General features: G+C 72.0%; 22 protein-coding genes and 1 pseudogene. 10 read left to right on the forward strand and 13 right to left on the reverse strand.

Going from position 1 to position 19,386, the window contains the following annotated elements; all coding sequences use genetic code 11:
• Positions 1-23 precede the first annotated feature (23 nt).
• Positions 24-608 (reverse strand): TetR/AcrR family transcriptional regulator, encoded by a 585-nt coding sequence (locus FDA94_RS03340; protein WP_137245554.1) that lies wholly within the window; start codon positions 606-608, stop codon positions 24-26.
• Between the two features lie 101 nt (positions 609-709).
• Between FDA94_RS03340 and FDA94_RS03345 the strand changes: the two genes are divergently transcribed.
• From FDA94_RS03345 to FDA94_RS03355, 3 genes are all read left to right on the forward strand, one after another.
• On the forward strand, positions 710-1,258 hold the full coding sequence (locus tag FDA94_RS03345; RefSeq protein ID WP_137245555.1) for a hypothetical protein: 549 nt from the start codon (positions 710-712) through the stop codon (positions 1,256-1,258).
• 86 nt (positions 1,259-1,344) lie between these two features.
• The gene (locus FDA94_RS03350; protein WP_137245556.1) at positions 1,345-2,175 is read left to right on the forward strand and encodes a hypothetical protein; all 831 of its coding nucleotides are present in this window, start codon (positions 1,345-1,347) and stop codon (positions 2,173-2,175) included.
• A gap of 119 nt (positions 2,176-2,294) precedes the next feature.
• Complete coding sequence (locus tag FDA94_RS03355; protein ID WP_137245557.1) at positions 2,295-2,708, forward strand: hypothetical protein; 414 nt, start codon at positions 2,295-2,297, stop codon at positions 2,706-2,708.
• Positions 2,709-2,743: 35 nt separating this feature from the next.
• Here the strand turns inward: FDA94_RS03355 and FDA94_RS03360 are convergent, their stop codons facing one another.
• The gene (locus FDA94_RS03360) at positions 2,744-3,688 is read right to left on the reverse strand and encodes a substrate-binding domain-containing protein (RefSeq protein WP_137245558.1); all 945 of its coding nucleotides are present in this window, start codon (positions 3,686-3,688) and stop codon (positions 2,744-2,746) included.
• Between the two features lie 63 nt (positions 3,689-3,751).
• Here FDA94_RS03360 and FDA94_RS03365 point away from each other — a divergent pair, with 63 nt between their 5' ends.
• The 4 genes and pseudogenes from FDA94_RS03365 (at position 3,752) to FDA94_RS03380 (ending at position 6,812) form a co-directional block, all read left to right on the forward strand.
• Positions 3,752-4,603, forward strand: a complete 852-nt coding sequence (locus tag FDA94_RS03365) for an ABC transporter substrate-binding protein (protein WP_137245559.1) — start codon at positions 3,752-3,754, stop codon at positions 4,601-4,603.
• 1 nt (position 4,604) lies between these two features.
• Positions 4,605-5,306, forward strand: a complete 702-nt coding sequence (locus tag FDA94_RS03370) for an ABC transporter permease (protein ID WP_137245560.1) — start codon at positions 4,605-4,607, stop codon at positions 5,304-5,306.
• Between the two features lie 53 nt (positions 5,307-5,359).
• Positions 5,360-6,343 (forward strand): annotated as a pseudogene (locus FDA94_RS03375) (ABC transporter ATP-binding protein); the annotation flags it as partial.
• Entirely contained in the window at positions 6,333-6,812 is a 480-nt protein-coding gene (locus tag FDA94_RS03380) for a hypothetical protein (protein ID WP_137245562.1), read from the forward strand. The pseudogene FDA94_RS03375 and the gene FDA94_RS03380, both read left to right, overlap by 11 nt.
• A gap of 34 nt (positions 6,813-6,846) precedes the next feature.
• On the opposite strand, the gene FDA94_RS03385 is transcribed toward FDA94_RS03380, so the two are convergent.
• The 3 genes from FDA94_RS03385 to FDA94_RS03395 are packed head-to-tail and all read right to left on the reverse strand — an operon-like array spanning position 6,847 to position 9,934.
• Complete coding sequence (locus tag FDA94_RS03385; RefSeq protein ID WP_137245563.1) at positions 6,847-8,049, reverse strand: glycosyltransferase; 1,203 nt, start codon at positions 8,047-8,049, stop codon at positions 6,847-6,849.
• Positions 8,046-8,951 carry a glycosyltransferase gene (locus tag FDA94_RS03390; protein ID WP_137245564.1) on the reverse strand — a complete coding sequence of 302 codons (906 nt, stop codon included), beginning with the start codon at positions 8,949-8,951 and terminating at the stop codon, positions 8,046-8,048. The genes FDA94_RS03385 and FDA94_RS03390 overlap by 4 nt, the downstream gene beginning before the upstream one ends.
• Entirely contained in the window at positions 8,948-9,934 is a 987-nt protein-coding gene (locus FDA94_RS03395) for a glycosyltransferase family 9 protein (protein ID WP_212735170.1), read from the reverse strand. Before FDA94_RS03395 ends, FDA94_RS03390 begins: the two co-directional genes overlap by 4 nt.
• A gap of 187 nt (positions 9,935-10,121) precedes the next feature.
• On the opposite strand from FDA94_RS03395, the gene FDA94_RS03400 reads away from it, so the two are divergent.
• Positions 10,122-10,658 (forward strand): cysteine hydrolase family protein, encoded by a 537-nt coding sequence (locus tag FDA94_RS03400; protein ID WP_246059492.1) that lies wholly within the window; start codon positions 10,122-10,124, stop codon positions 10,656-10,658.
• A 1-nt stretch (position 10,659) separates the two neighbouring features.
• Here the strand turns inward: FDA94_RS03400 and FDA94_RS03405 are convergent, their stop codons facing one another.
• Genes FDA94_RS03405 through FDA94_RS03435 form a run of 7 tightly spaced genes read right to left on the reverse strand, consistent with a single transcriptional unit; the run spans position 10,660 to position 17,619 of the window.
• Positions 10,660-11,604: a UDP-glucuronic acid decarboxylase family protein gene (locus tag FDA94_RS03405; RefSeq protein WP_137245565.1), complete on the reverse strand. Its 945-nt coding sequence runs from the start codon at positions 11,602-11,604 to the stop codon at positions 10,660-10,662.
• Positions 11,601-12,470, reverse strand: coding sequence for a glycosyltransferase family 9 protein (locus FDA94_RS03410; RefSeq protein ID WP_137245566.1), 870 nt, complete (start codon positions 12,468-12,470; stop codon positions 11,601-11,603). The genes FDA94_RS03405 and FDA94_RS03410 overlap by 4 nt, the downstream gene beginning before the upstream one ends.
• Positions 12,461-13,141 (reverse strand): SDR family oxidoreductase, encoded by a 681-nt coding sequence (locus FDA94_RS03415; RefSeq protein WP_137245567.1) that lies wholly within the window; start codon positions 13,139-13,141, stop codon positions 12,461-12,463. The genes FDA94_RS03410 and FDA94_RS03415 overlap by 10 nt, the downstream gene beginning before the upstream one ends.
• Before the next feature lie 11 nt (positions 13,142-13,152).
• Complete coding sequence (locus FDA94_RS03420) at positions 13,153-14,496, reverse strand: PfkB family carbohydrate kinase (RefSeq protein WP_137245568.1); 1,344 nt, start codon at positions 14,494-14,496, stop codon at positions 13,153-13,155.
• Positions 14,493-15,044, reverse strand: coding sequence for a D-sedoheptulose-7-phosphate isomerase (locus tag FDA94_RS39810; RefSeq protein ID WP_212735171.1), 552 nt, complete (start codon positions 15,042-15,044; stop codon positions 14,493-14,495). Before FDA94_RS39810 ends, FDA94_RS03420 begins: the two co-directional genes overlap by 4 nt.
• On the reverse strand, positions 15,029-15,994 hold the full coding sequence (locus FDA94_RS39815) for a glycosyltransferase family 2 protein (RefSeq protein WP_137245570.1): 966 nt from the start codon (positions 15,992-15,994) through the stop codon (positions 15,029-15,031). Before FDA94_RS39815 ends, FDA94_RS39810 begins: the two co-directional genes overlap by 16 nt.
• Positions 15,991-17,619, reverse strand: coding sequence for a carbamoyltransferase family protein (locus tag FDA94_RS03435; RefSeq protein WP_137245571.1), 1,629 nt, complete (start codon positions 17,617-17,619; stop codon positions 15,991-15,993). Before FDA94_RS03435 ends, FDA94_RS39815 begins: the two co-directional genes overlap by 4 nt.
• Before the next feature lie 128 nt (positions 17,620-17,747).
• Here FDA94_RS03435 and FDA94_RS03440 point away from each other — a divergent pair, with 128 nt between their 5' ends.
• Together FDA94_RS03440 and FDA94_RS03445 are read left to right on the forward strand one after the other, a co-directional pair.
• Positions 17,748-18,257, forward strand: a complete 510-nt coding sequence (locus FDA94_RS03440) for a D-glycero-alpha-D-manno-heptose-1,7-bisphosphate 7-phosphatase (protein WP_137245572.1) — start codon at positions 17,748-17,750, stop codon at positions 18,255-18,257.
• A 74-nt stretch (positions 18,258-18,331) separates the two neighbouring features.
• Positions 18,332-18,748, forward strand: a complete 417-nt coding sequence (locus FDA94_RS03445) for a CBS domain-containing protein (protein ID WP_137245573.1) — start codon at positions 18,332-18,334, stop codon at positions 18,746-18,748.
• Between the two features lie 242 nt (positions 18,749-18,990).
• Here the strand turns inward: FDA94_RS03445 and FDA94_RS03455 are convergent, their stop codons facing one another.
• Positions 18,991-19,191 (reverse strand): Orn/Lys/Arg family decarboxylase, encoded by a 201-nt coding sequence (locus FDA94_RS03455; protein ID WP_212735172.1) that lies wholly within the window; start codon positions 19,189-19,191, stop codon positions 18,991-18,993.
• Positions 19,192-19,386: the final 195 nt, after the last annotated feature.

The raw sequence follows: 19,386 nt of genomic DNA on the forward strand, positions 1-19,386 counted from the left end.
TGGCCAGGAACCGCCTTCCGGCCTCAAGCGGTGCTCACCCGGGAATCGGTGCGGGAGCGCAGAATGCCCTCGATTCCCCGGAGGAACGTCTCGCCGACGGCGGCCGGGTCGGACAGGCAGCCCGCCGCCATCGCGCCGTCTCGCAGCATGACGAAATGCCGGCCCTCGAACTCGGCCGGCGGCTGCCCGACCTGCGAGAGCAGGTCGGTGACGGTGAGCAGGAACCACTCCCGGTGCGCCAGCACCGCTTGGTGGACGGGATGCCCGGGATCCGGATACTCCGCCACGGCGTTGAGGAACGCGCACCCGCGAAACCCGGGCGAACCGATGTCCTGGGCGATCCCCCCGGCGATGAGCCGCAGGACCTCGACGGCGGGCCTGCCGCTGCCGACGGCCTCCCCGACCCGGTCGCGGATGGCCTGGTCGGCCTCCCGCAGATAGGCGACGACGAGCTCGTCTTTGCCCGTGAAGTGCCGGTAGAGCGTCGCGCGGGTCACCTTCGCCTCGGCGACGATCCGGTCGACCCCCACCGAATGGAGCCCTTCCATGTAGAAGAGCCGGGTGGCGGTGCCGAGGAGCCGAGCTCGCGCTTCGGAGGTCTTCACCATCGCGAGATTAGCAGATAGAACGTTCGGTCTTGACGTGCCGATGTCAGAGTGCCACCCTTGCAGCGATACCGAACGTTCTATCTCTCTCGTAAGGACTCCTCATGAGCACCGTCACCGCCTCCGCCGTCGCCAGCCCCCTCCGCCGGCTCTACTTCGTCCGTTTCGGCTTCGCGCTCGTCTGGGCCGGCCTGCTGGTCGCCACCGCGTCGAGCCTCACCCCGGTCAGCATCGCGCTGCTGGTGCTCTATCCCCTGTTCGACGGCGTCGCCGCCGTCGTCGACGCCCGCTCGTCGAAGGAGAAGGCCCCGACACTGAGCCTGTACGCCAACATCGCCATCAGCTGGCTCACCGCCGCCGGCCTGGCCGTCGCCGCGACGTCGGGCATCCCGGCGGTGCTGCGCGTGTGGGGCGCCTGGGCCGTCGTGTCCGGCATCACCCAGCTGGCCGTCGGCGTGATCCGCCGCAACCTCGACGGCCACTGGCCCATGATCCTCAGCGGCGGCATCTCCACCGTCGCCGGCACCACGTTCATCCTGCAGGCGGCCCAGGAAGGCGCGTCGCTGGTCAACCTCGCCGGCTACGCCACCCTCGGCGGCCTGTTCTTCCTCGCCTCCGCCCTGCGCCTCGGCCGCGCCACCCGTGGGCGCTGAACTTCACCTGCCGGTACGGCTTGCCGGCGCGCGGACGGCGGGCGAAGCTCGAAGATGCCGCACCCGCGTCTACGGGGAGCCCGCTCGTGACAGGCATCGCCTACTCGATCTGCCGGTGGATCGTCGCGCTGATCCTGCTTCAGTACGGCTTCGCCAAGCTCTTCGGCGCCCAGTTCACCGTGCTCGACTCCGAACTCGACAAGCCGATGGGCGAGGTCAGCGGGTTCTGGCTGACCTGGTACTACTTCGGTTACTCGCCGTTCTTCGGCACCCTGTTCGCGCTCCTGCAGATCGGCCTCGGCCTGGCGCTGGCGTTCCCCCGCACCGCGCTGCTCGGGGCCGCAGGAGCCGCACCGCTTCTCGCGGGGATCTCGGTCGTCAACCTCTCGTACCAGATCGCCGTCGACGCCCTGGTGGTCTCCCTGATCGGCGCCGGCTGCGCGACCTACGTGCTGTGGAAGCACCGCCGCGAACTGGCGGCGGTGTTCTGGCACGACCACGCCCCCGCTGCCGCGCCCGCTCGTCGCCGCTGGGCACGCGTCGTGCTCGTGGCGCTCGTGGCCGCGCTGCCGGCTTCGTGCTCGTACTACGTCGCCAACTACAACAACCGGTTGCCCACACCGCTCGACGGCGTGTGGGACGTGACGTCGGGCGCCTTCCAGCCGCCGGGCCTGCCGGGCCCCGCCGAGCGCGTCTACTTCGAGCACAACCGCGCTTACCAGATCGTCGTGCGCAACGGCCAGACGTGGCAGACCCACCACTTCGAGGTCGACCCGGCCGCGTCCACCATCGCGATCTGGGAGACGTGGCTCAGCAAGGGCGAACAACTGCTTTCCGGACGGTACGTCCTCACGGGTGACCGACTGGTGATCACCACGGGATCGACCTCCTGGGAACTGCGGAAGGTGAGCCGGTGAGATATCCCTTCTCCATTCGAGGCTCACGTGATCACTGCGGGTGAGCAGGTCGTTCGGCTCGACGCCATCACGAAGATCGCCCTAGACGGTTTCTACGTGACGGCTACGATTGTGTGTTCATGAAGAGGGTGTGGCGCGTCCGCTTATGGGTGCGGGCGCTGTCGGTGCTCGTGCTCGCATATCCAGTGGCCGCGTTTCTCGTGCCGTCCTGGTTCAACCCGACGTGGGACGAAGGTCTCCCCGCCGAGGATCGGCCGTGGCTGATCGGCACATCTCTTATGATGCTGGTAGTGATGTGGGCCGCGTTCTACGCGCGAATAGAGGTGGCCGACGAAAAGGTTCGCGTGGTCAATCCGTGGCGGACGCACACCTTTCCCCTCCGCGACATCGTCGATATGCGGCCCGGACCTTTCGGGCTCGTCTTCGAGCTGAACTCCGGTGAGAGGATCTCCGCCTTCGCCGTCGGATGCACACGTACGATCGCCCGGGAGCCCCGCTGGGTCGGCGTGGCACGAACCGTGGCCGGCTTGTAGAACGGCGCTGGGCCGACTGGGCTGCGATCTCGGATTCATCGGCTGGGCCGGTCTTCGCTCGTCGGATCGGAGAGCTTCGTGACCTCGCCGGACCTGGCGGTGTCGTAGCCGCCCAGCGAGGAGATCCTGGCACGCAGCGCCGGCGTGCGCAGCGCGGCGACGAGCTGAGCGGCCGAGCCGAGGGCGCTGCCGGTCAGCGCGATGTCGAAGGCCTCCCAGGTCAGCGGGATGAACTCGAGGTCCATGTCGGTCGCGGCCGACCGGACTCCGAGACCGGCGTCGACGGTGCCGGTGGCGACGGCCAGGGCGACCTCGAGATGCGTACCGGCCTCGGGCCCTCGCAGGCCGTCGGGGTCGTGACCGGCGGTGAGGAGCAGCCGGTCGAGCAGGAGCCGGGTCCCGGTGCCCGGACGCCGGAGGGAGACCCGCCGCCCCGCGAGATCGGCGACGCCGGTGATGCCGTGGGGGTTCCCCGGCTGCACGATCAGCCCCTGCTCGCGCCGCCAGAGGTGGATCAGGTGGGGCTCAAGGCCCCGTAGCATCCCGAGCGCGAACGGCGCGTTGTAGACGCCGCTGTGGTGCAGCAGATGGATCGCGGCTCCGTCGGCGCGACCCTGGCGCACCGCGCCGAGGCCGGCCACGCTGCCCTCGCCGGCGACCATTCTCAGCTTGCCGTCGAGCGCGCCGCCGACGAGACCGAGGGCGGGGTCGTCGCTGCCGGTGAGGGTGAAGACCGTGTCGGCGTACAGGAACCGCCTGGCCGCGAGCGCGGCGCCGGGCGCCACGCGCGCACGGCGGCGGTCGGCCAGTTCGAGCACTCCGGCGTCGGCCAGCCGGCGCTGGGCCCGGCTGACCGTGGACGTGGTCGTGTGCCACTGCTGCGCCAGGTCACGGACACCCGGCAGTTCGTCGCCGGGGTGCAGGGTTCCCGCGCTGATCCGATGGGCGAGGTCGGCGCAGATCTCCCGGTATCGGGTCACGCTTGCATACTGCATACTTTAATTCTTGCACTGTTCTGTAGTACCTCAGAAGGGGCCACAGTGATGCGGAGAACGCTGACGGTTGTTGTCGCGTGGGTCGCGGCGGTCGTGCTCACGGGGTGTGGGACCACCGCGTCCGAGCCTCCGGCGCAGAAGTCGCTGATCCTGGCCACCACCACCAGCACCCAAGACAGCGGCCTGCTCGACGAACTGTTGCCCGCCTTCACCCGCGACAGCGGCTGGCAGGTCAAGACCCTGGCGGTCGGCAGTGGCCAGGCCATCGAACTGGGCCGCCGCGGTGAGGCCGACGTGCTGCTGGTGCATTCCCCCGCGGCCGAGACGGAGTTCGTCGCCGAGGGCACCGCCGGCGCGCGGCGGCTGGTGATGCACAACGACTTCGTCCTGGTCGGCCCCAAGGAAGACCCGGCCGACATCAAGAACGCGAACGCCGCGGAGGCGCTGAAGAAGATCGCGGCCGCGGAGGCCGTGTTCGTCTCCCGGGGCGATGAGTCGGGCACGCACGCCAAGGAGAAGGGCCTCTGGCCCAAGGCCGGGGTGACCCCGGGCGGCTCCTGGTATCAGTCGACCGGGCAGGGCATGGGCGAGACCCTGCGGGTCGCCAGCGAGAAGGCCGGTTACACCCTGTCTGACCGCGCCACCTATCTCGCCCAGCGCGGCACCCTGTCGCTGGAGGTGCTCAGCGAGGGCGATCCGGGCCTGCTGAACGTCTACCACGTCATCGAGATGACGAAGAAGGCCGGAGACCTGGTGCAGCCCGACGGCGCGAAGGCGTTCGCCGACTGGATCGTCGCCCCGCCGGCGCAGCGGCTCATCGGCGAGTTCGGACGGGCGAAGTTCGGCCAGCCGTTGTTCACCCCCGACGCCGGCAAGGACGAGTCGACCCTGGGCCAGTGACATGGACGTGCTGTTCAACGGGCTCGTCGACGCCGTCAGGCTGTTGCTCACCGGCGACCAGGACAGCTGGTCGATCACCGCGCTGACCCTGCGCGTCTCGCTGACCGCGACCGCGATCGCCCTGCTGGTGGGACTGCCGCTGGGGGCGACCGTCGCACTGGCCCGTTTCCCGGGCCGGCGGCTCGCCCTGGCGGCGGTGAACACCGGGATGGGCATGCCGCCGGTGGTGGTCGGCCTGTTCGTCACCGTCCTGCTGTGGCGCAGCGGACCGGTCGGCGGTCTCGGGCTGCTCTACACCCCGACCGCGATGATCATCGCCCAGTCCGCGATCGCCACCCCCATCGTGATCGCCCTGGTCGCGGCCGCCCTGCAACAGGTCGACCCCGACTTCCGAGTACAGATGCAGGCTCTCGGAGCAACCCCGATCCGCGCCTTCGCCGCGCTCCTGGGCGAAGCCAGGTTGCCGCTGCTGGCCGCCGCGATGGCCGCGTTCGGCGCGGTGGTGAGCGAAGTCGGCGCCGCGCAGATGGTCGGCGGCAACCTGGCCGGACAGACCCGCGTGCTGACCACCGCCGCCGTGCTGGCCACCAGCCGGGGCCAGTTCTCGCTCGCGATCGCGTTCGGCCTGATCCTGCTGCTGATCGCGTTCTGCGTGAACCTGTCACTGACCCTGATCCAGCAACGGCAGACGGTCCCGCGATGAGCACCGGAATCGGCTGCCGGAACCTGCGCGTGTACGCCGCCCGCAGGGAGTTGCTCAACGTGCCGGAGCTGGACGTGGCGTCGGGACGCACACTGGCCGTGCTGGGCCCCAACGGCGCCGGCAAGTCCACCCTGCTGCGCGCACTGGGCCACGTCAGCAGCCACCGCGTCAGCGGAGAGATCCTGCTCGACGGCCGCCCCGCGACGCGGTCGCAGATGCGCGACGCGGTCGTGGCCGTCCTGCAACGCCCGATCATGCGCCGCGGCACCGTGGCCGCCAACGTCATCACCGGCCTGCGCTTCCGCGGCATGAGCCACCGCGAGGCCCGCACCCGCGCCCGGCCGTGGATCGAAGCGCTCGGCCTCGAACCCCTCGTCGACCGAGACGCCCGCAGCCTGTCCATAGGCGAGGCCCAGCGGGTCAGCATCACCCGCGCACTGGCGGTCGCCCCCCGCGTGCTGCTGCTCGACGAGCCGTTCAGCGGACTCGACAGCACCACCCGCGCCGACCTGCTGGCCGACCTGCGCGCCGCACTGACAGGGCAGCCGACCGCTACGATCCTGGTCACCCACGACCGCCACGAGGCCCTCGCCCTGGCCGAGGACACCGCCCTGCTGATCGACGGCCGCATCCGCCAGCACGGCCCGACCGCCGAGGTGCTCGACCGCCCCGGCGACCCCGACACCGCCCGGCTGCTCGGCTACACCAACCTCCTCCCCCCGACTCTCACCGGCGGCCCGCACACCGTCGTGGCCCGACCCGAGCACACCCAGCTCGCCCTCCACGGCGTGGTCGAAAGCGATGACGCGTGGACGGTGACCGGAACCCTGCGCCGGACGGTCGCGCTCGGCGTCGCCACCCGCGTCGACGTCGACACGTCTGCGGGCCCGCTGACCTGCCTGCACCCTGGTGACCTGCTCGCCACCGAGCTTCCCGCTGTGGGCGGCGAGGTCCGGGTCAGAGTCCGGCAGGCGCGGTCGCTGGCCACATCTGACCTCGTGGCACCCGGTCCCTTCAGGAGTGCCGATGGCGAATGAGAGAAGCTCCGACGTCACTCGCCTGCCGCGAGGTGCGACGGGGTTCCGAGATCACGGGACGGAGCCACTGCAGGTGACGGATGCGCGAGCCTTCGCCTCGGCCTGCTACGAGGCCGCTCGGCTCGTGCGCGGCAAAGTTCTGGAGATCACGCCACCCGTCGTCACGCCCAACTTCCACACCGCTGTGATGAAGTGCGGAGAGTCGACCGTCGGGGTGCTGGGTCGCGTGCACCTACCGGTTGTCGCGATCGCCGAGGTGCCGACAGGTGATGTCGTCTTCGTCGACAGCCCTCATGGCCTTGAGAAAGCGCTGAGGGCGTCGGGGACCTTCCGGCTCCTGACCAGGGACGAGTTGGAGACCCCCATCGGCTTGATCGATACCTCAGATCTCGACGCGGCGGAACGCAGGGAGATCGCCTACTGGAAGCCCGCGATCCTTGGGCAGCTGCTGTTCAACTACTGGGATTGAGGCGGCACCGGGGGTAGGGGCGCCCGGTTCCGTGTCATGAAGCGGTTCTCTCCCTTCGGCGCATGGCCTGCCGGTAGGCGGCGACGGTTTCGCGGGCGACGCGGTCCCAGCTGTAACGTGCGCTCGCCCGGTCGGCCCCCGCGATGCCGTAGGCCGCGGATCGGGCCGGGTCGTCCAGCAGCCGGCCGACCGCCTCGGCCAGTGACTCCGGACGGCGGGGGGCGACCAGCAGGCCGGTGACCCCGTCCACCACGGTGTCCTGCTGGCCTCCCACGGCGGAGGCGATCACCGGCACCCCGCAGGCCATCGCCTCCAGGACGACCATGCCGAAGGGCTCGTACCAGGGCACGCACACCACTGCGGTGGCCGAGCGCATCAGGCCCGGTACGTCGTCCCTGGCCACCTGGCCGGTGAAGATCACCCGGTCGGCCACGCCCAGCCGGTCGGCCGTCGCGCGCAGGCGGGTCGCCTCCTCGTCGCGGTGCAGGTCGGCGAGGGGCAGCCCGCCGCCCACCACGAGCTCCACGCCGGGCAGGTACGGCAGGGCCGCGATGATCGTGTCCACGCCCTTGCGGGGCACCAGCCGTCCGATCGACAGCAAGCGGGGTCGGTCGGGCCGTTCGGCGGGCGGTACGCCGGGATGGAAACGGTCCAGGTCCACGCCGCACGGCACCACCTGGGTGCGGTGCCGGGCGATGCCCATTCTGACCAGCTCGTCCACCTCGTCGGGACAGGTCGAGACGATCACGTCGGCGCGGTGGCCGATGGCCGTCTCGGCGGCGATGCGGCCGGCCGGGCTGGTGTCCACGGCGCCCTGGTGGCGGCGCTTGACCGTGCCGAGGGCGTGGTAGGTGTGGGCGAACGGGATGCCCAGCCGCCGGGCGGCGTCGAGGGTGGCGAGCCCGCTCATCCAGAAGTGGCTGTGGGCCACGTCCGGGCGGTCGAAGGTCCACTGTTCCCGCAGCCATTCGGCGAACCTCGGCACCCAGGGCAGGATGTCGTCCTTCGGGATCGGCGCCGGCGGCCCGGCCGGGACGTGCGCCACCGTCACCCCCGGCGCGAACGGCACCCGCTGCGGCGTCCGGGGATCGTCGCGCCGGGTGTAGACGGTCACCTCGTGACCGAGTGCGGCCACGGCGGTCGCCAGGGCCGCCACATGGACGTTCTGACCTCCCGCGTCCGGGCTGCCCAGGGCGGCGAGCGGGCTGGCGTGCTCGGAGACCATGGCGATCCTCATCGCGCGACCTCCTTCAGCAGCCGGTCCCAGTCCGCGAGGAACCGGGCCAGGCCGTACCGTTCGAGCGCCGCCGCGCGGGCCGCCTTCCCGGTCTGACGGGCGAGTTCCGGGTCGTCGAGCAGCGCCCGCGCCGCCCTTGCGAGCCGGGCGGGATCGGTGGACAGTGCTCCGGCGTCCGGCGGCACGGCCTCGACCGCCTCGGTGGAGGCCACCGTCACCACCGGCATCCCCATGGTCATCGCCTCCAGCAGGGACAGTCCCAATGACGTCCAGCGATAGGGGTGGACGTAGACCCGCCGCCGGGCCAGTTCGGTCAGCATGCGGTCGTGGGGGAGGTCGCCCTGGCCGTTCTCCAAGTCGTCGGTGCCGATGCCGAAGAGGTCGACGGGGGCGAACAGGGACAGCAGGTCGGTTCCGGCCACCCTGGTCCTCCGCACGGGCTCGTTGATCACGGCGGCGGCGCGGGGCAGTTCGCCGGTGTAGCGGTGGCCGGGGTCCGGGATCCCGTGCTCGATCACCGTGGTGGCGGCCCGGCCGTTGTCCCAGAAGAGCCGGTTGAAGTGGGTGACGTGCACGATCGGCACGCCGCTCTCGGCCATGGGATGGCGCGTGCGCACGTCGGGCGGGGTGTTGTGCTCGACGTAGACCGCCGGGACGTCGCGGCCCAGCCACCGGCGGGCCAGGTCGGCGTCCTGAGGGCGCTGCAGCACCACGACGTCCACGTCCTCGTCGCGGAGCCGGTCGGGAGTGACCTCGCGGGCGTTGTCCGGCCAGGCGTAGGTGAGGGCGCGGCCCCGGCCGTCGGGGCCCCGGTCCGGCGTCACCGGGACCAGGTAGTCGTGAGGGCCGTGGACGAAGGCGGTCATCCACGAGCCGTGCACGTGCCAGACCAGGATTCTCACCGCATGACCTCCATGATCGCCTGATGGACCTGGTCGGGAGTGACCGAGCTCAGGCACGGATGCCCCAGCAACGGGCAGACCGTGGCCCGGGTGTCGGCGCAGGCCGCCCGCTGGTCGCCGAGCACCCGGCGGCGTACTCCATAGGGAGCCCAGCGCACGGCGGGCACGGTCGGCGCGAACAGCGACACCACCGGGGTTCCCACGGCGGCGGCGAGGTGGGCCGGGCCGGTGTTGCCCGCCACGACGACCCGCGCCCCCGCCAGCGCTCCGGCCAGTTCGGCCAGGGTGGTCCGGCCGCCCAGATCGATCCCGTGCCGCCCGGCCACCCGGGCGGTCAGTTCCCGCTCGCCGGGGGAGCCCGTGACCACGACCCGGTGGCCGTGCCCGGTGAGCAGCTCGACGAGGGCGGCGCAGTGGCCCGGCGGCCAGGCGCGGGCGGGCACCGACGTGCCCGGATGGACGACGAGATAGCCGGAGGGCAGATCCGGCTCGGGGAGCGGGCCCCGTACGGACAGAGACGAACCGACCGGCGGATAGCCGGCGGCGGTGGTCAGGCTGAGGGCGCGCTCGGGCTCGGGGATGTCGTCGGGCACCTGGTGCCGCAGATCCAGGAGCGAGCCGGGGTAGTCGACGCTGATCGCGCCGATCCATGGGATCCGCGCCATCCGCAGCAACAGCGCCAGCGGGAGCGGCGACTGGTGGAAGGAGGTGAAGATCAGTGCCCGGTCGACGTCCTCCACCATCTTGACCAGCAGGTTCAGCTGGTCAGGGTCGACGGGGCCGGGGTCGGGCTCGATCCAGGGCGCCGGCCACTCGAGCACGCGGTCGACCCCCGGCAGCAGCTCGGCGGCGGCCCGCCCCCGTGGACCCGCCAGCAGGGTCACCCGTGCCGCGCCCGCCGCGACGGCCCGTACGGCGGGACCGGTGAGCAGGACGTCTCCCACGCTGTCGAGACGGGCCAGCAGTACATGATCAGATCGCACCTGAGCCCCCCGGAGTGTGAGTGGTCGAATTACATAGGGCCATATCCGGCGTATTTAGTGTGAAACATCGGGAATATCTGTTCTATTGCTCTGAATTTCATGGCAGCAGGTCATTCCTTTGTCGGCGTTTCACGCTGATTGGCGCTGAAAAAGGAGAAGAATGGCTGACTGACCCTAAGGAGGCATCGTGAGCGGTTCTGTCGCGGTCGTCGTGATGGACATGCTGAACGCCTACGATCACGACGACGCCGATGCGCTCGTGGCGAACGTGGAGCGGGTGGTCGAGCCTCTCGCCGGGCTGATCGAGAAGGCCGTCCGGACCGACGCGGAGTTGTTCTTCGTCAACGACAACCAGGGCGACTTCAACGCCACCCGCGACGACCTGGTGCGGCGTGCGTTGGCCGGGAAGCGTCCCGACCTGGTCGAACCGCTCCTGCCGCCGGACGGCTGTGCCTTCCTGCAGAAGGTGCGGCACAGCGTCTTCTACGGCACGGCGCTGGAATACGCCCTGCATCGCGAGCGCATCGAGACGGTGGTGCTGGCCGGTCAGGTCACCGAGCAGTGCGTGCTCTACAGCGCCCTCGACGCCTACGTGCGCGACTTCTCGGTACGGGTGGCGGTCGACGGCGTGGCTGCGATCCATGAAGACCTCGGGGCTGCGGCGTTGCGGATGATGGAGCGGAACATGCGGGCCGAACTCGTCCCGGCGGCCGACTGCCTGTGAGTCAGCCCTTCAGCGGCGCCAGCTCCTCGGCGAACCATCTGATCGTGCGGCGCAGGCCCTCGGTGGCGGGGACGCGTGGCCGCCAGCCCAGCCGGTCGGCGGCCAGCGAGGTGTCCGGGCAGCGTCGACGCGGGTCGTCGACCGGGCGGCCGATGTAGCTGACGGCAGAGGTGGAGCCGGCCAGGTCGCGGATCAGGCGGGCCAGTTCGATCATGGTCAGCTCGGCCGGGTTGCCGATGTTGACCGGGCCGGGGAAGTCGCTGTCGGCCAGCGCGAGGATGCCGTCGACCGTGTCCTGGACGTAGCAGATCGACCGGGTCTGGTCGCCGTCGCCCGTGACGGTGATGGCCTCTCCGGTGAGGGCCTGGCGGATGAACGTGGGGATCGCCCGCCCGTCGAACGGCCGCATCCGGGGCCCGTAGGTGTTGAAGATCCGGACGATCGCCGTGTCGACGCCCTGGGACTGCCGGTAGGCCGTCGTGAGCGATTCGGCGAAGCGCTTGGCCTCGTCGTACACGCTGCGGGGGCCGACGGGGTTGACGTTGCCCCAGTAGTCCTCGCGCTGGGGATGTTCGAAGGGGTCGCCGTAGACCTCGCTGGTGGAGGCCAGCAGGAACCGGGCGCCCTTCTCCCTGGCCAGGCCGAGCGCGCGGTGGGTGCCGAGGCTGCCGACCTTGAGCGTCTCGACGGGGTAGGCGAGGTAGTCGGCGGGGGAGGCCGCCGAGGCGAAGTGCAGGACGAGGTCGACGGGACCCGACACGTGCACGAAGCCCGTGACGTCACAGTCGACGAGCCGGAATCCCGGGTGTTCCATGAGGTGGGCGACGTTGTCGGGGTTTCCGGTGAGCAGGTTGTCCAGGCAGATCACCTCGTCACCCCGGCCGATCAGCCGCTCGCACAGATACGACCCCAGGAATCCGGCCCCGCCGGTCACCACGACCCTCATGTCACCCTCACTTCCAGCAGGTCCCGGGCCGCGCCCAGCACCTCGTCGATCGTGATCTCCAGGAGCCCGGGGTCGGGTGCCCGGCCGTGCGGGTCGCCGGTGCGGCCGTGCCACAGCACGTGGTGGGGCCCCGGCGGCGGCCCCCACAGAACGGGCGGGGTGGGCCCGAACAGCACCACGGACGGCGTCCCGAACGCACTGGCCAGGTGGGCCACCCCCGTGTCGCCGCAGATCAGCAGCCGTGCGCCGCGAACGAGCCCGGCCAGCTCACGAAGGGTCGGTGCGAGCGCCACGCCCTCGGGCCCGGCGGCCTGCTCCGCCAGCGCGCCCTCTCCCGGGCCGGCCGTCACCACCACGGGCCATCCCGCGCCGTGCAGCCACGTCGCCACCTCGGCGAAGCGGTCCGGCGGCCAGCGCCGGGCCGCCGAAGCCGCGCCGGGATGGATGACGACGGGCCCGGTCCGGCCGCCCGACCCCAGCCGGAGGTCCGCGGGATCGGCGTCGAGGCCGTACCAGCGGAGCAGGTCGCACCACCGGGTGACCTCGTGGACGCCGGGATCCCAAGGTGGGCCGGTCGTGTGGCTCATCAGCAGGCGCGGCCCGACGGCCCGCAGCGCCGCGACGCTCTGGGGCCCCCGCCCGTGCAGGTTGACGGCGATGTCACAGGTGTCGAGCGGCACCGGTCCCGGTCCGGAGACGTCGAGCCACGCGTCCACCTCGCCGCCCAGGATCTCCCGGTACGTCGTGGGCGCGGCCAGGACCAGACGGTGCCCCGGGAAGGCCCTCCGCAGGGCGCGCAGCGCGGGAAGTCCCGTCAGCAGGTCGCCGAGCCCGAGTCCCCGGAGCACCAGCAGGTCTAGGGCCACGAGGTCTCCATCGAGTGGGCGACCACCAGTTCCCTGATCTCACACCCGGGGGGCTGGGACAGCGCGAAGACGACGGTCTCGGCGACGTCCTCGGCCCGGTTCAACTGGGCGTCGGGTCCCGGTCTGTACTGCTCGGGCCGGTCGTCGAAGAAGTGGGTGCTCATGCCGCCGGGGATCAGCATCGTCACGCCCACCTTCCCGGCCAGCTCGGCCGCGAGCGCGCGGGTGAAGCCGACCACGCCGAACTTGCTGGCGCAGTAGGCCGTGGCGTCGCCGACGGCCTTGATTCCGAGCGTGGACGCGCAGGTCACCACCCTTCCCCGGCTCTCCGTCAGGTAGGGCAGCGCGGCCCGCACCACGGCGGCCGTGCCGAAGAGGTTGACCTTGACGACCCGCTCCCAGTCTTCGGCGGGGACGTCGGCGAGAGCGCCGCAGGAGTCGGTGCCGGCCGCGGTGAAGACCCCGTCGAGCCCACCGGCCCGGTCGGCCAGCGACCGCACGGCGGCGGCGGTCGCCGCGCCGTCGGCCAGATCGGCCCTGATGTGCTCAAGGTCGTCGTCGGGCGCGGCACGGTCGATGACGAGCGGCCGGCCGCCCGCTTTGGCCACGGCCTTGGCGGTCGCCAGGCCGAGACCCGACGCGCCTCCGGTGATCAGGATGTTTCCCAGCATCGTCGGTCCTTTCAGGCGGTCACGCCCGTGGTACGGGCTGCGGTGATCAGTCGGGTGGTGGAGCGGCCGGGCACCGTCTCCAGCAGCACCGACTCGGCTCCGAGTTCGGCGAGCACCGCCGATTCCGGCAACTCCCGGCCGCCGTAGTCGGAGCCCTTGACCCAGATGTGCGGGCGCAGGGCCCTGATGGCGTCGGCCGGCGTGTCCTCGTCGAAGATCACGACGCCGTCCACGTCCTCGAGCGCGGCCAGCACCGCCATCCGGTCGCTCTGGCCGCAGACGGGCCGGCCGGCTCCTTTGAGCCGGCGTACCGACAGGTCGGAGTTGAGACACACGATCAGCAGGTCGCCCAGTCGCCTGGCCCGGCGCAGGAGGCTGACGTGCCCGGCGTGCAGCAGGTCGAAGCAGCCGCCGGTGGCGACCACCCGGCCGCCGGAGCGGCGGACCCGGTCGGCGAGGCGGAAGGCGTTCACGCCCTCGTCGGCGCCGCCGGTCCGGACGGACGAGGCGCCTCCTCCGGCGACGAACCGGGAGGCCGCCTCGGTCGCGGTCCGGACGGCCTCGGCGGCGACGGCCCCGCCGAGCAGGCCGGTGGCGGCGGACGCGGCGAACCGGTCGCCGGCGCCGCAGGTGTCGCCGCCGGTGACCGGCCGCACCACCGGCACCGGGAACGCCTGCTCTGGGGAGCGGAAGAAGGCCCCTCCGGCTCCCAGCGTGATCGCGACCGCCTCGCCGTCCAGCATGGTGAGCAGGCGGTAGGCGGCCGTCGCCGGTTCGCCGGCCCCGGTCATCGCGGCCGTCTCGGTGAGGTTGGGCGTCACCAGCGTGCACCCCGGCGGCGGCAGCGGGCCGCGCGGATGGGGATCCCACACCACGGGGGTGCCCGTCGACCGGCGGAGCGCGGGCAGCAGGCCGGTCACCAGGTCGGCGGTGCCGCGCCCGTAGTCGGAGACCAGGATCGTCCCGGCCTGGCCCAGGGCCGCCACCGCGCCTTCGGTCAGTCCGGCGGCCACGCCGTCGCCGGAGTCGACGCGGGTCAGCGTGGCGCCACCGGCTCTGATGCGGGTCTTGCGCACGGTCGTGCCGCGCATCGGAAGCGGGACGACGAACAGGTGGCGGCTCAGCATCCGGTGCAGCAGGCGGCCGTCCGGGTCGTCGCCGATCGGCGTGATCAGCACGACCTCCGCGCCGTCGGCCGCCGCCAGGAGCGCCGCCAGCCCGGCCCCGCCCGGCCTTACGCGTTCGAAGACGTCCTCGACGACGGGCGCGCCGGAGTCGGGCGCGACCCGCTCGCTGCGCCCGTCGAGATCGCAGTCGAGCAGGGTGTCGCCGATCACGACGAGGGGACCGGTCATGGCAGCGCCTCCTCGATCGCCTCGCAGAGCAGATGCACCATCACCAGATGCACTTCCTGCACCACGGCCGGGCTGGCCGACGGGATCATGATCGCGTCGTCGCTCAGGCAGGCCAGGTCGTTGGGCGGTGGGCCGGTGAACGCCCAGGTCATCAGGCCGTGGTCGCGGGCGGCGCGGGCGGCGGCCAGTACGTTCGGGCTGGCGCCGCTGGTGGACAGGCAGATCAGCACGTCGCCGGGCCGTCCGTGGGCCTCGACCTGGCGGGCGAACACCTCGTCCGGGCCGTAGTCGTTGACGATCGCCGTCACCGAGGAGGTGTCGGCGTGCAGCGGGATGGCGGCGTAGGCGCGGCGGTCGGTGCGGAACCGCCCGACGAGTTCGGCCGTCAGGTGCTGCGCCTCGGCCGCCGATCCGCCGTTGCCGCAGGCCAGCAGCCGCCCGCCGTCGTCGAGGACCCCGGCCAGCTTGCGGCCCCACATCCGGATCCGGATCGTCTCGTCGGCCAGCCGGGTCAGCACGTCGCTCAGGTCGATCAGGTGCGGATGCACAGGCGGTCTCCCCTCAGCAGTAGTTCGCCGCGCAGGCGGTGGAGGCACGCGGCGGGCGGGATGAGCACGCTGGTCGCCACCATGCGGATCACCTCCTGCGCGGTACGCGGCCCCGGCGCGATCCGCGTCCAGGCGAATTCGGCGGTGAGCCCGGCCCACCCCGCGAAAGCCACGGCGGGCACCCACCAGGCGCGCCGGGCCAGCACGGCCGACCCGATCGCGGCGACCCCGAACGCCGTGGTGAGCACGTGACGGCCCAACCGGCCGGAGCCGCCCACCCGGGACCGCCACCCGGGGCCGTGGACCCGGCGCATCAGCGCGTCGTCGGCGTTGCCCCGCTGCCGCCGCACGCTCGCCCAGAACCCGTCGTCCCGCACCGGATGGACGGTCGTCCGCTCTCCCCTCACGAGGCGGTGACCGGCCGCCGTCAGGCGCAGCGCCAGGTCGGCGTCCTCCCGGTAGGCGCGGGGAAACCGCTCGTCGAAGCCGCCCGCGCCGGCCAGGGCCGACCGCCGGTAGGCCATGTCGGCGGTGATCCATTCGGCGGTGGCCAGTCCGGCCGTGTTGCGCTCGGCGTCGCTCGGCCGCCGGCCCGGGTCGAGGGGGACGACGATCCGCCCCTGCGACCCCGCCACTTCAGGCGGCAGCTCACGGAGATCGCCGTCGAGCGCGTCGGCCCAGCCCGGTGCGGGGACCACGTCGTCGTCGAGGAACACCACCCACTCCGCGGAGGCCGCGCGCCATCCCCGGTTCCTGGCGGCCGCCGGTCCGCGCCCGCCGGAGGCGATCACCGTGACGTCGGCCGCCAGGTCACCCATCGGCAGGGGAGCCGCGCCGGGACGGTCGTCCACGACGATCACCCGCATGCCCTCGGGCATCGCCGCCAGGACGGCACCCAGGCTGTCCCGCCCCACGGTGGGGATCACCACCGTGATCGAGAGATCCGTCATACCGACCGCCGCACCAGATAGGGCCCCAGGGCCAGCACGTCGACCGGCGCCGACCCGAAGCACTCCAGGGCGTCGCGCGGGTCGTCGACCATGGGCCGCCCGGCCGTGTTCAGCGAGGTGTTGACGACCACGGGCAGCCCGGTCAGCGACTCGAAGGCGTTCAGCATCGCGGCGAGCAGCCGATCCCGTCCGGCCGAGACCGTCTGGATGCGGGCGGTCCCGTCCACGTGGACGACGGCGGGGATCCGCCCCCGCCAGGCCGGGGCGACGTCGTGCACGAACAGCATGTACGGACTGGGCACCGGCCCCCGGGAGAAGAGCTCGGCGGCTCGATGCTCCAGCACCATGGGCGCCACCGGCCGGAACTGTTCCCGGCCCTTCACGTCGTTGAGCCGCTCGGTGTTGCGCGGGTTGCCCGGGTGGGCCAGCAGAGAACGGCGGCCCAGGGCGCGGGGCCCGTACTCGCTGCGACCCTGGAACCAGGCCACGATCCGGTCCTGCGCCAGCGCGTCGGCCACCGCGACCGCGATGTCGGGCGGGCGCGTGTACGGCACCTGGGCGATGTCGAGCCACGCGGCGAGTTCGGCCTCGCCGAACCCCCTGCCGAGATCGGCCCCCGGCATCGCCGCCACCGGTTCGCCGTGGGCCCTGGCCAGGTGGAGCGCGCCTCCCAGCGCCGTCCCCGAATCGCCGGCGGCAGGTTGCGCCCACACCTCCCGGAACGGCCCCTGCTCGAAAAGCCGGGTGTTGGCCACGCAGTTCAGCGCGACGCCGCCGGCCAGGGCGAGCCGGTCCATGCCGGTGCGCTCGTGCAACCAGCAGGCCAGCTCGAGCAGCACCTCTTCCAGCCGGGCCTGGACGCTCGCCGCCAGGTCGGCGTGCTCGGCCGACCAGGGGTCGCCGCGCCGCAGCTGCTTGGCGAACACGTTCCAGTCGATCGGGCCGACGTGGAAGCCGCCGTCACCGGTCGCGCCCACCAGATCACGGAAGACCGGCAGATGCTTCGGCGTGCCGTACGACGCCATCGCCATGACCTTGTACTCGTCGCTCGACCGCAGGAAGCCGAGGTGCTCGGTGACCTCCTCGTACATGAGCCCGAGAGAGTGCGGCAGTTCCTGCGCGGCCAGGACGGTCAGCTCGCCGTCCACATAGACGCCGGACAGATGGGAGACCGCCTCGCCCCGCCCGTCGCACACCAGGACCGCGCAGTCGCCGAAGGGCGCGGCGAGCCCGGCCGACGCCGCGTGGGCGACGTGATGCGGTACGTAGCCGACCTGGGCCGGGTCGAGCCCCGGCAGCGCGCTGGCCAGGAAGTTCGGCGCGCGCTGGGCATAGGTGGTGCGCAAAGACTCCCAGCCCCGGTCCTGGCCCGGACCGCCCGGCACGACCAGGGCCGGGTCGTAGGAGTAGGCCACTCCGTCGAGGTCCTCGGGCCGCAGACCGGCTTCCTCCAGGCACCACGCGGCGGCCATCTCGGGCAGTTCCCAGGCGGAGAAGGCGACCGGGCGTTTGCCGTGCTTCCTCCGGCTGAAGCGCTCTTCCTCGGCGGCGGCGACGATACGTCCGTCGACGACCAGCGCCGCCGAAGGATCATGGAATATGGCGTTGATTCCCAGAAACTTCACGGGACCCCGCTTTCGCGTGGTACAGCATGACTCGGGCGAAGCGCTACTGAGAGAAGCGCTTCTCGAACGTCCGCGCCCTGTTCGGCGGAGTTCGCATCGGCGACCGGGCCCCCGGGTAGCGCGAGATCATGCTCGCGATTCTGTTCGACCGGGACGGGACCCTCGTCGACGACATCCCCTACAACAACGACGCCAAACGCGTGCGCCCGAAGCCCGGCGCGCGGGCCGCGCTCGATCGCCTGCGGGCGGCGGGGATCCCGATCGGAGTGATCACCAACCAGTCGGGAGTGGCCAGAGGGCTGATCACCCTGCGTGAACTGGCGGCGGTCAACGCGCGCGTGGAGGAGCTGCTGGGGCCCTTCGACGTGTGGGAGGTCTGCGTACACGGCGAGGCCGACGGGTGCCCGTGCCGTAAGCCGGCCCCGGGCATGGTGCTGTCGGCGGCACGGCGACTGGGCGTGCCGCCGGGGGACTGTGTGGTGATCGGCGACATCGGCCGCGACATGGAGGCCGCCGAGGCCGCCGGAGCGCGCGGCATCCTCGTGCCCACACCGGTGACGAGGGCCGAGGAGGTCCGCGCGGCCAGGGAGACCGCCCCCGACCTGGCCGCCGCGGTCGAGGCGGCGCTGTCCGGATGACCGAACCTTTGACGGCCGCTGGGAGGCGCACCACCGGAAGCGGGGCAGCGGATGCTTGAGGGAAGGGAGCGAAGATGACAACCGCACGCGAGATCATGACCCCGAACGCCGAGTGCGTGAACGCAGGCCAGACCATCGCCGACGCCGCCGCGAAGATGCGCGGTCTCGACGTCGGCTCCCTGCCGATCTGCGGGGAGGACAACCGGCTCAAGGGCATGATCACCGACCGAGACATCGTGGTGAAGGTGATCGCCCAGGGAAAGGACCCGAAGTCGTGCCTCGCCGGCGAACTGGGCGGCGACGAGGTCGTGACCATCGGGGCCGACGACGACGCCAGGGAGATCCTGCACACGATGGGCTCCCACAAGATCCGCCGACTGCCGGTGATCGACGATCACACGCTGGTGGGCATGGTGGCCCTGGCCGACGTGGCCAAGGCGCTGCCCGACACCCCGGTGGGCGAGCTGATGGACGCGCTGACCACCGACTGACCGTTCGCCAGTCGCCTCCGAGCCGCATTCGACCGGGGTCCGGAGAGCGCCGGACGAGCCCCGGTGGCCGCCGACGGGATGACCGGTTCGCCGAAGGCGGCGATGGCGGCCGGTGGCGTGGCGGGCGTCCTGGTGGGCCGCGCCAAGGGCGACATGAAGCGCTGCGCGGAGTTCATCGAGAAGCGGGGCGGCGAGACCGGCGCCTGGCGTGGCGACGTGCCCCGCCCGGGGGCGCGACGTTGTCAGTCGGCCCGGACCACGCGCATGCTGCGCAATGACGCGTCCATGGCGTCCGGTACTACCATCCCGGCGGCGACCCCGCTGTGGAGGTAGGCCGGCACGTCCTCGGTGAGGCGTTCACCCGGCAGTGCCGCCGGAACGCCCGGCGGACAGGGCGTCAGCATCTCGGCGGCGATCCGCCCCGCCGCCTTGTCGACGGGCACCTGCTCGGTTGGCGGCGAAGAACGCCTCCCGGGGCGGCATGGCCTGTTCCCGGCGCATGACCTCGGGCCCCCGCACGTCGGCGGCGGGGATGTCGGCCACGTGCGCGGCCAGGCTGTCAGCGCGTCCAGCAGCACCTGCGCCGACTCGTCGTTGGCGCGGCGTAGCCCGACGCGCCGGACGCACGCACGTCGATG

The sequence above is a fragment of the Herbidospora galbida genome, assembly GCF_005233835.1.
GTDB lineage: Bacteria > Actinomycetota > Actinomycetes > Streptosporangiales > Streptosporangiaceae > Herbidospora > Herbidospora galbida.

Bases quoted from the DNA above. Each gene is read 5' to 3' on its own strand.
- FDA94_RS03340 (WP_137245554.1), bottom strand. From the start codon at position 608: ATGGTGAAGACCTCCGAAGCGCGAGCTCGGCTCCTCGGCACCGCCACC.
- FDA94_RS03345 (WP_137245555.1), top strand. From the start codon at position 710: ATGAGCACCGTCACCGCCTCCGCCGTCGCCAGCCCCCTCCGCCGGCTC.
- FDA94_RS03355 (WP_137245557.1), top strand. From the start codon at position 2,295: ATGAAGAGGGTGTGGCGCGTCCGCTTATGGGTGCGGGCGCTGTCGGTG.
- FDA94_RS03365 (WP_137245559.1), top strand. From the start codon at position 3,752: ATGCGGAGAACGCTGACGGTTGTTGTCGCGTGGGTCGCGGCGGTCGTG.
- FDA94_RS03370 (WP_137245560.1), top strand. From the start codon at position 4,605: ATGGACGTGCTGTTCAACGGGCTCGTCGACGCCGTCAGGCTGTTGCTC.
- FDA94_RS03380 (WP_137245562.1), top strand. From the start codon at position 6,333: ATGGCGAATGAGAGAAGCTCCGACGTCACTCGCCTGCCGCGAGGTGCG.
- FDA94_RS03385 (WP_137245563.1), bottom strand. From the start codon at position 8,049: ATGAGGATCGCCATGGTCTCCGAGCACGCCAGCCCGCTCGCCGCCCTG.
- FDA94_RS03405 (WP_137245565.1), bottom strand. From the start codon at position 11,604: ATGAGGGTCGTGGTGACCGGCGGGGCCGGATTCCTGGGGTCGTATCTG.
- FDA94_RS03415 (WP_137245567.1), bottom strand. From the start codon at position 13,141: ATGCTGGGAAACATCCTGATCACCGGAGGCGCGTCGGGTCTCGGCCTG.
- FDA94_RS03420 (WP_137245568.1), bottom strand. From the start codon at position 14,496: ATGACCGGTCCCCTCGTCGTGATCGGCGACACCCTGCTCGACTGCGAT.
- FDA94_RS39815 (WP_137245570.1), bottom strand. From the start codon at position 15,994: ATGACGGATCTCTCGATCACGGTGGTGATCCCCACCGTGGGGCGGGAC.
- FDA94_RS03440 (WP_137245572.1), top strand. From the start codon at position 17,748: ATGCTCGCGATTCTGTTCGACCGGGACGGGACCCTCGTCGACGACATC.
- FDA94_RS03445 (WP_137245573.1), top strand. From the start codon at position 18,332: ATGACAACCGCACGCGAGATCATGACCCCGAACGCCGAGTGCGTGAAC.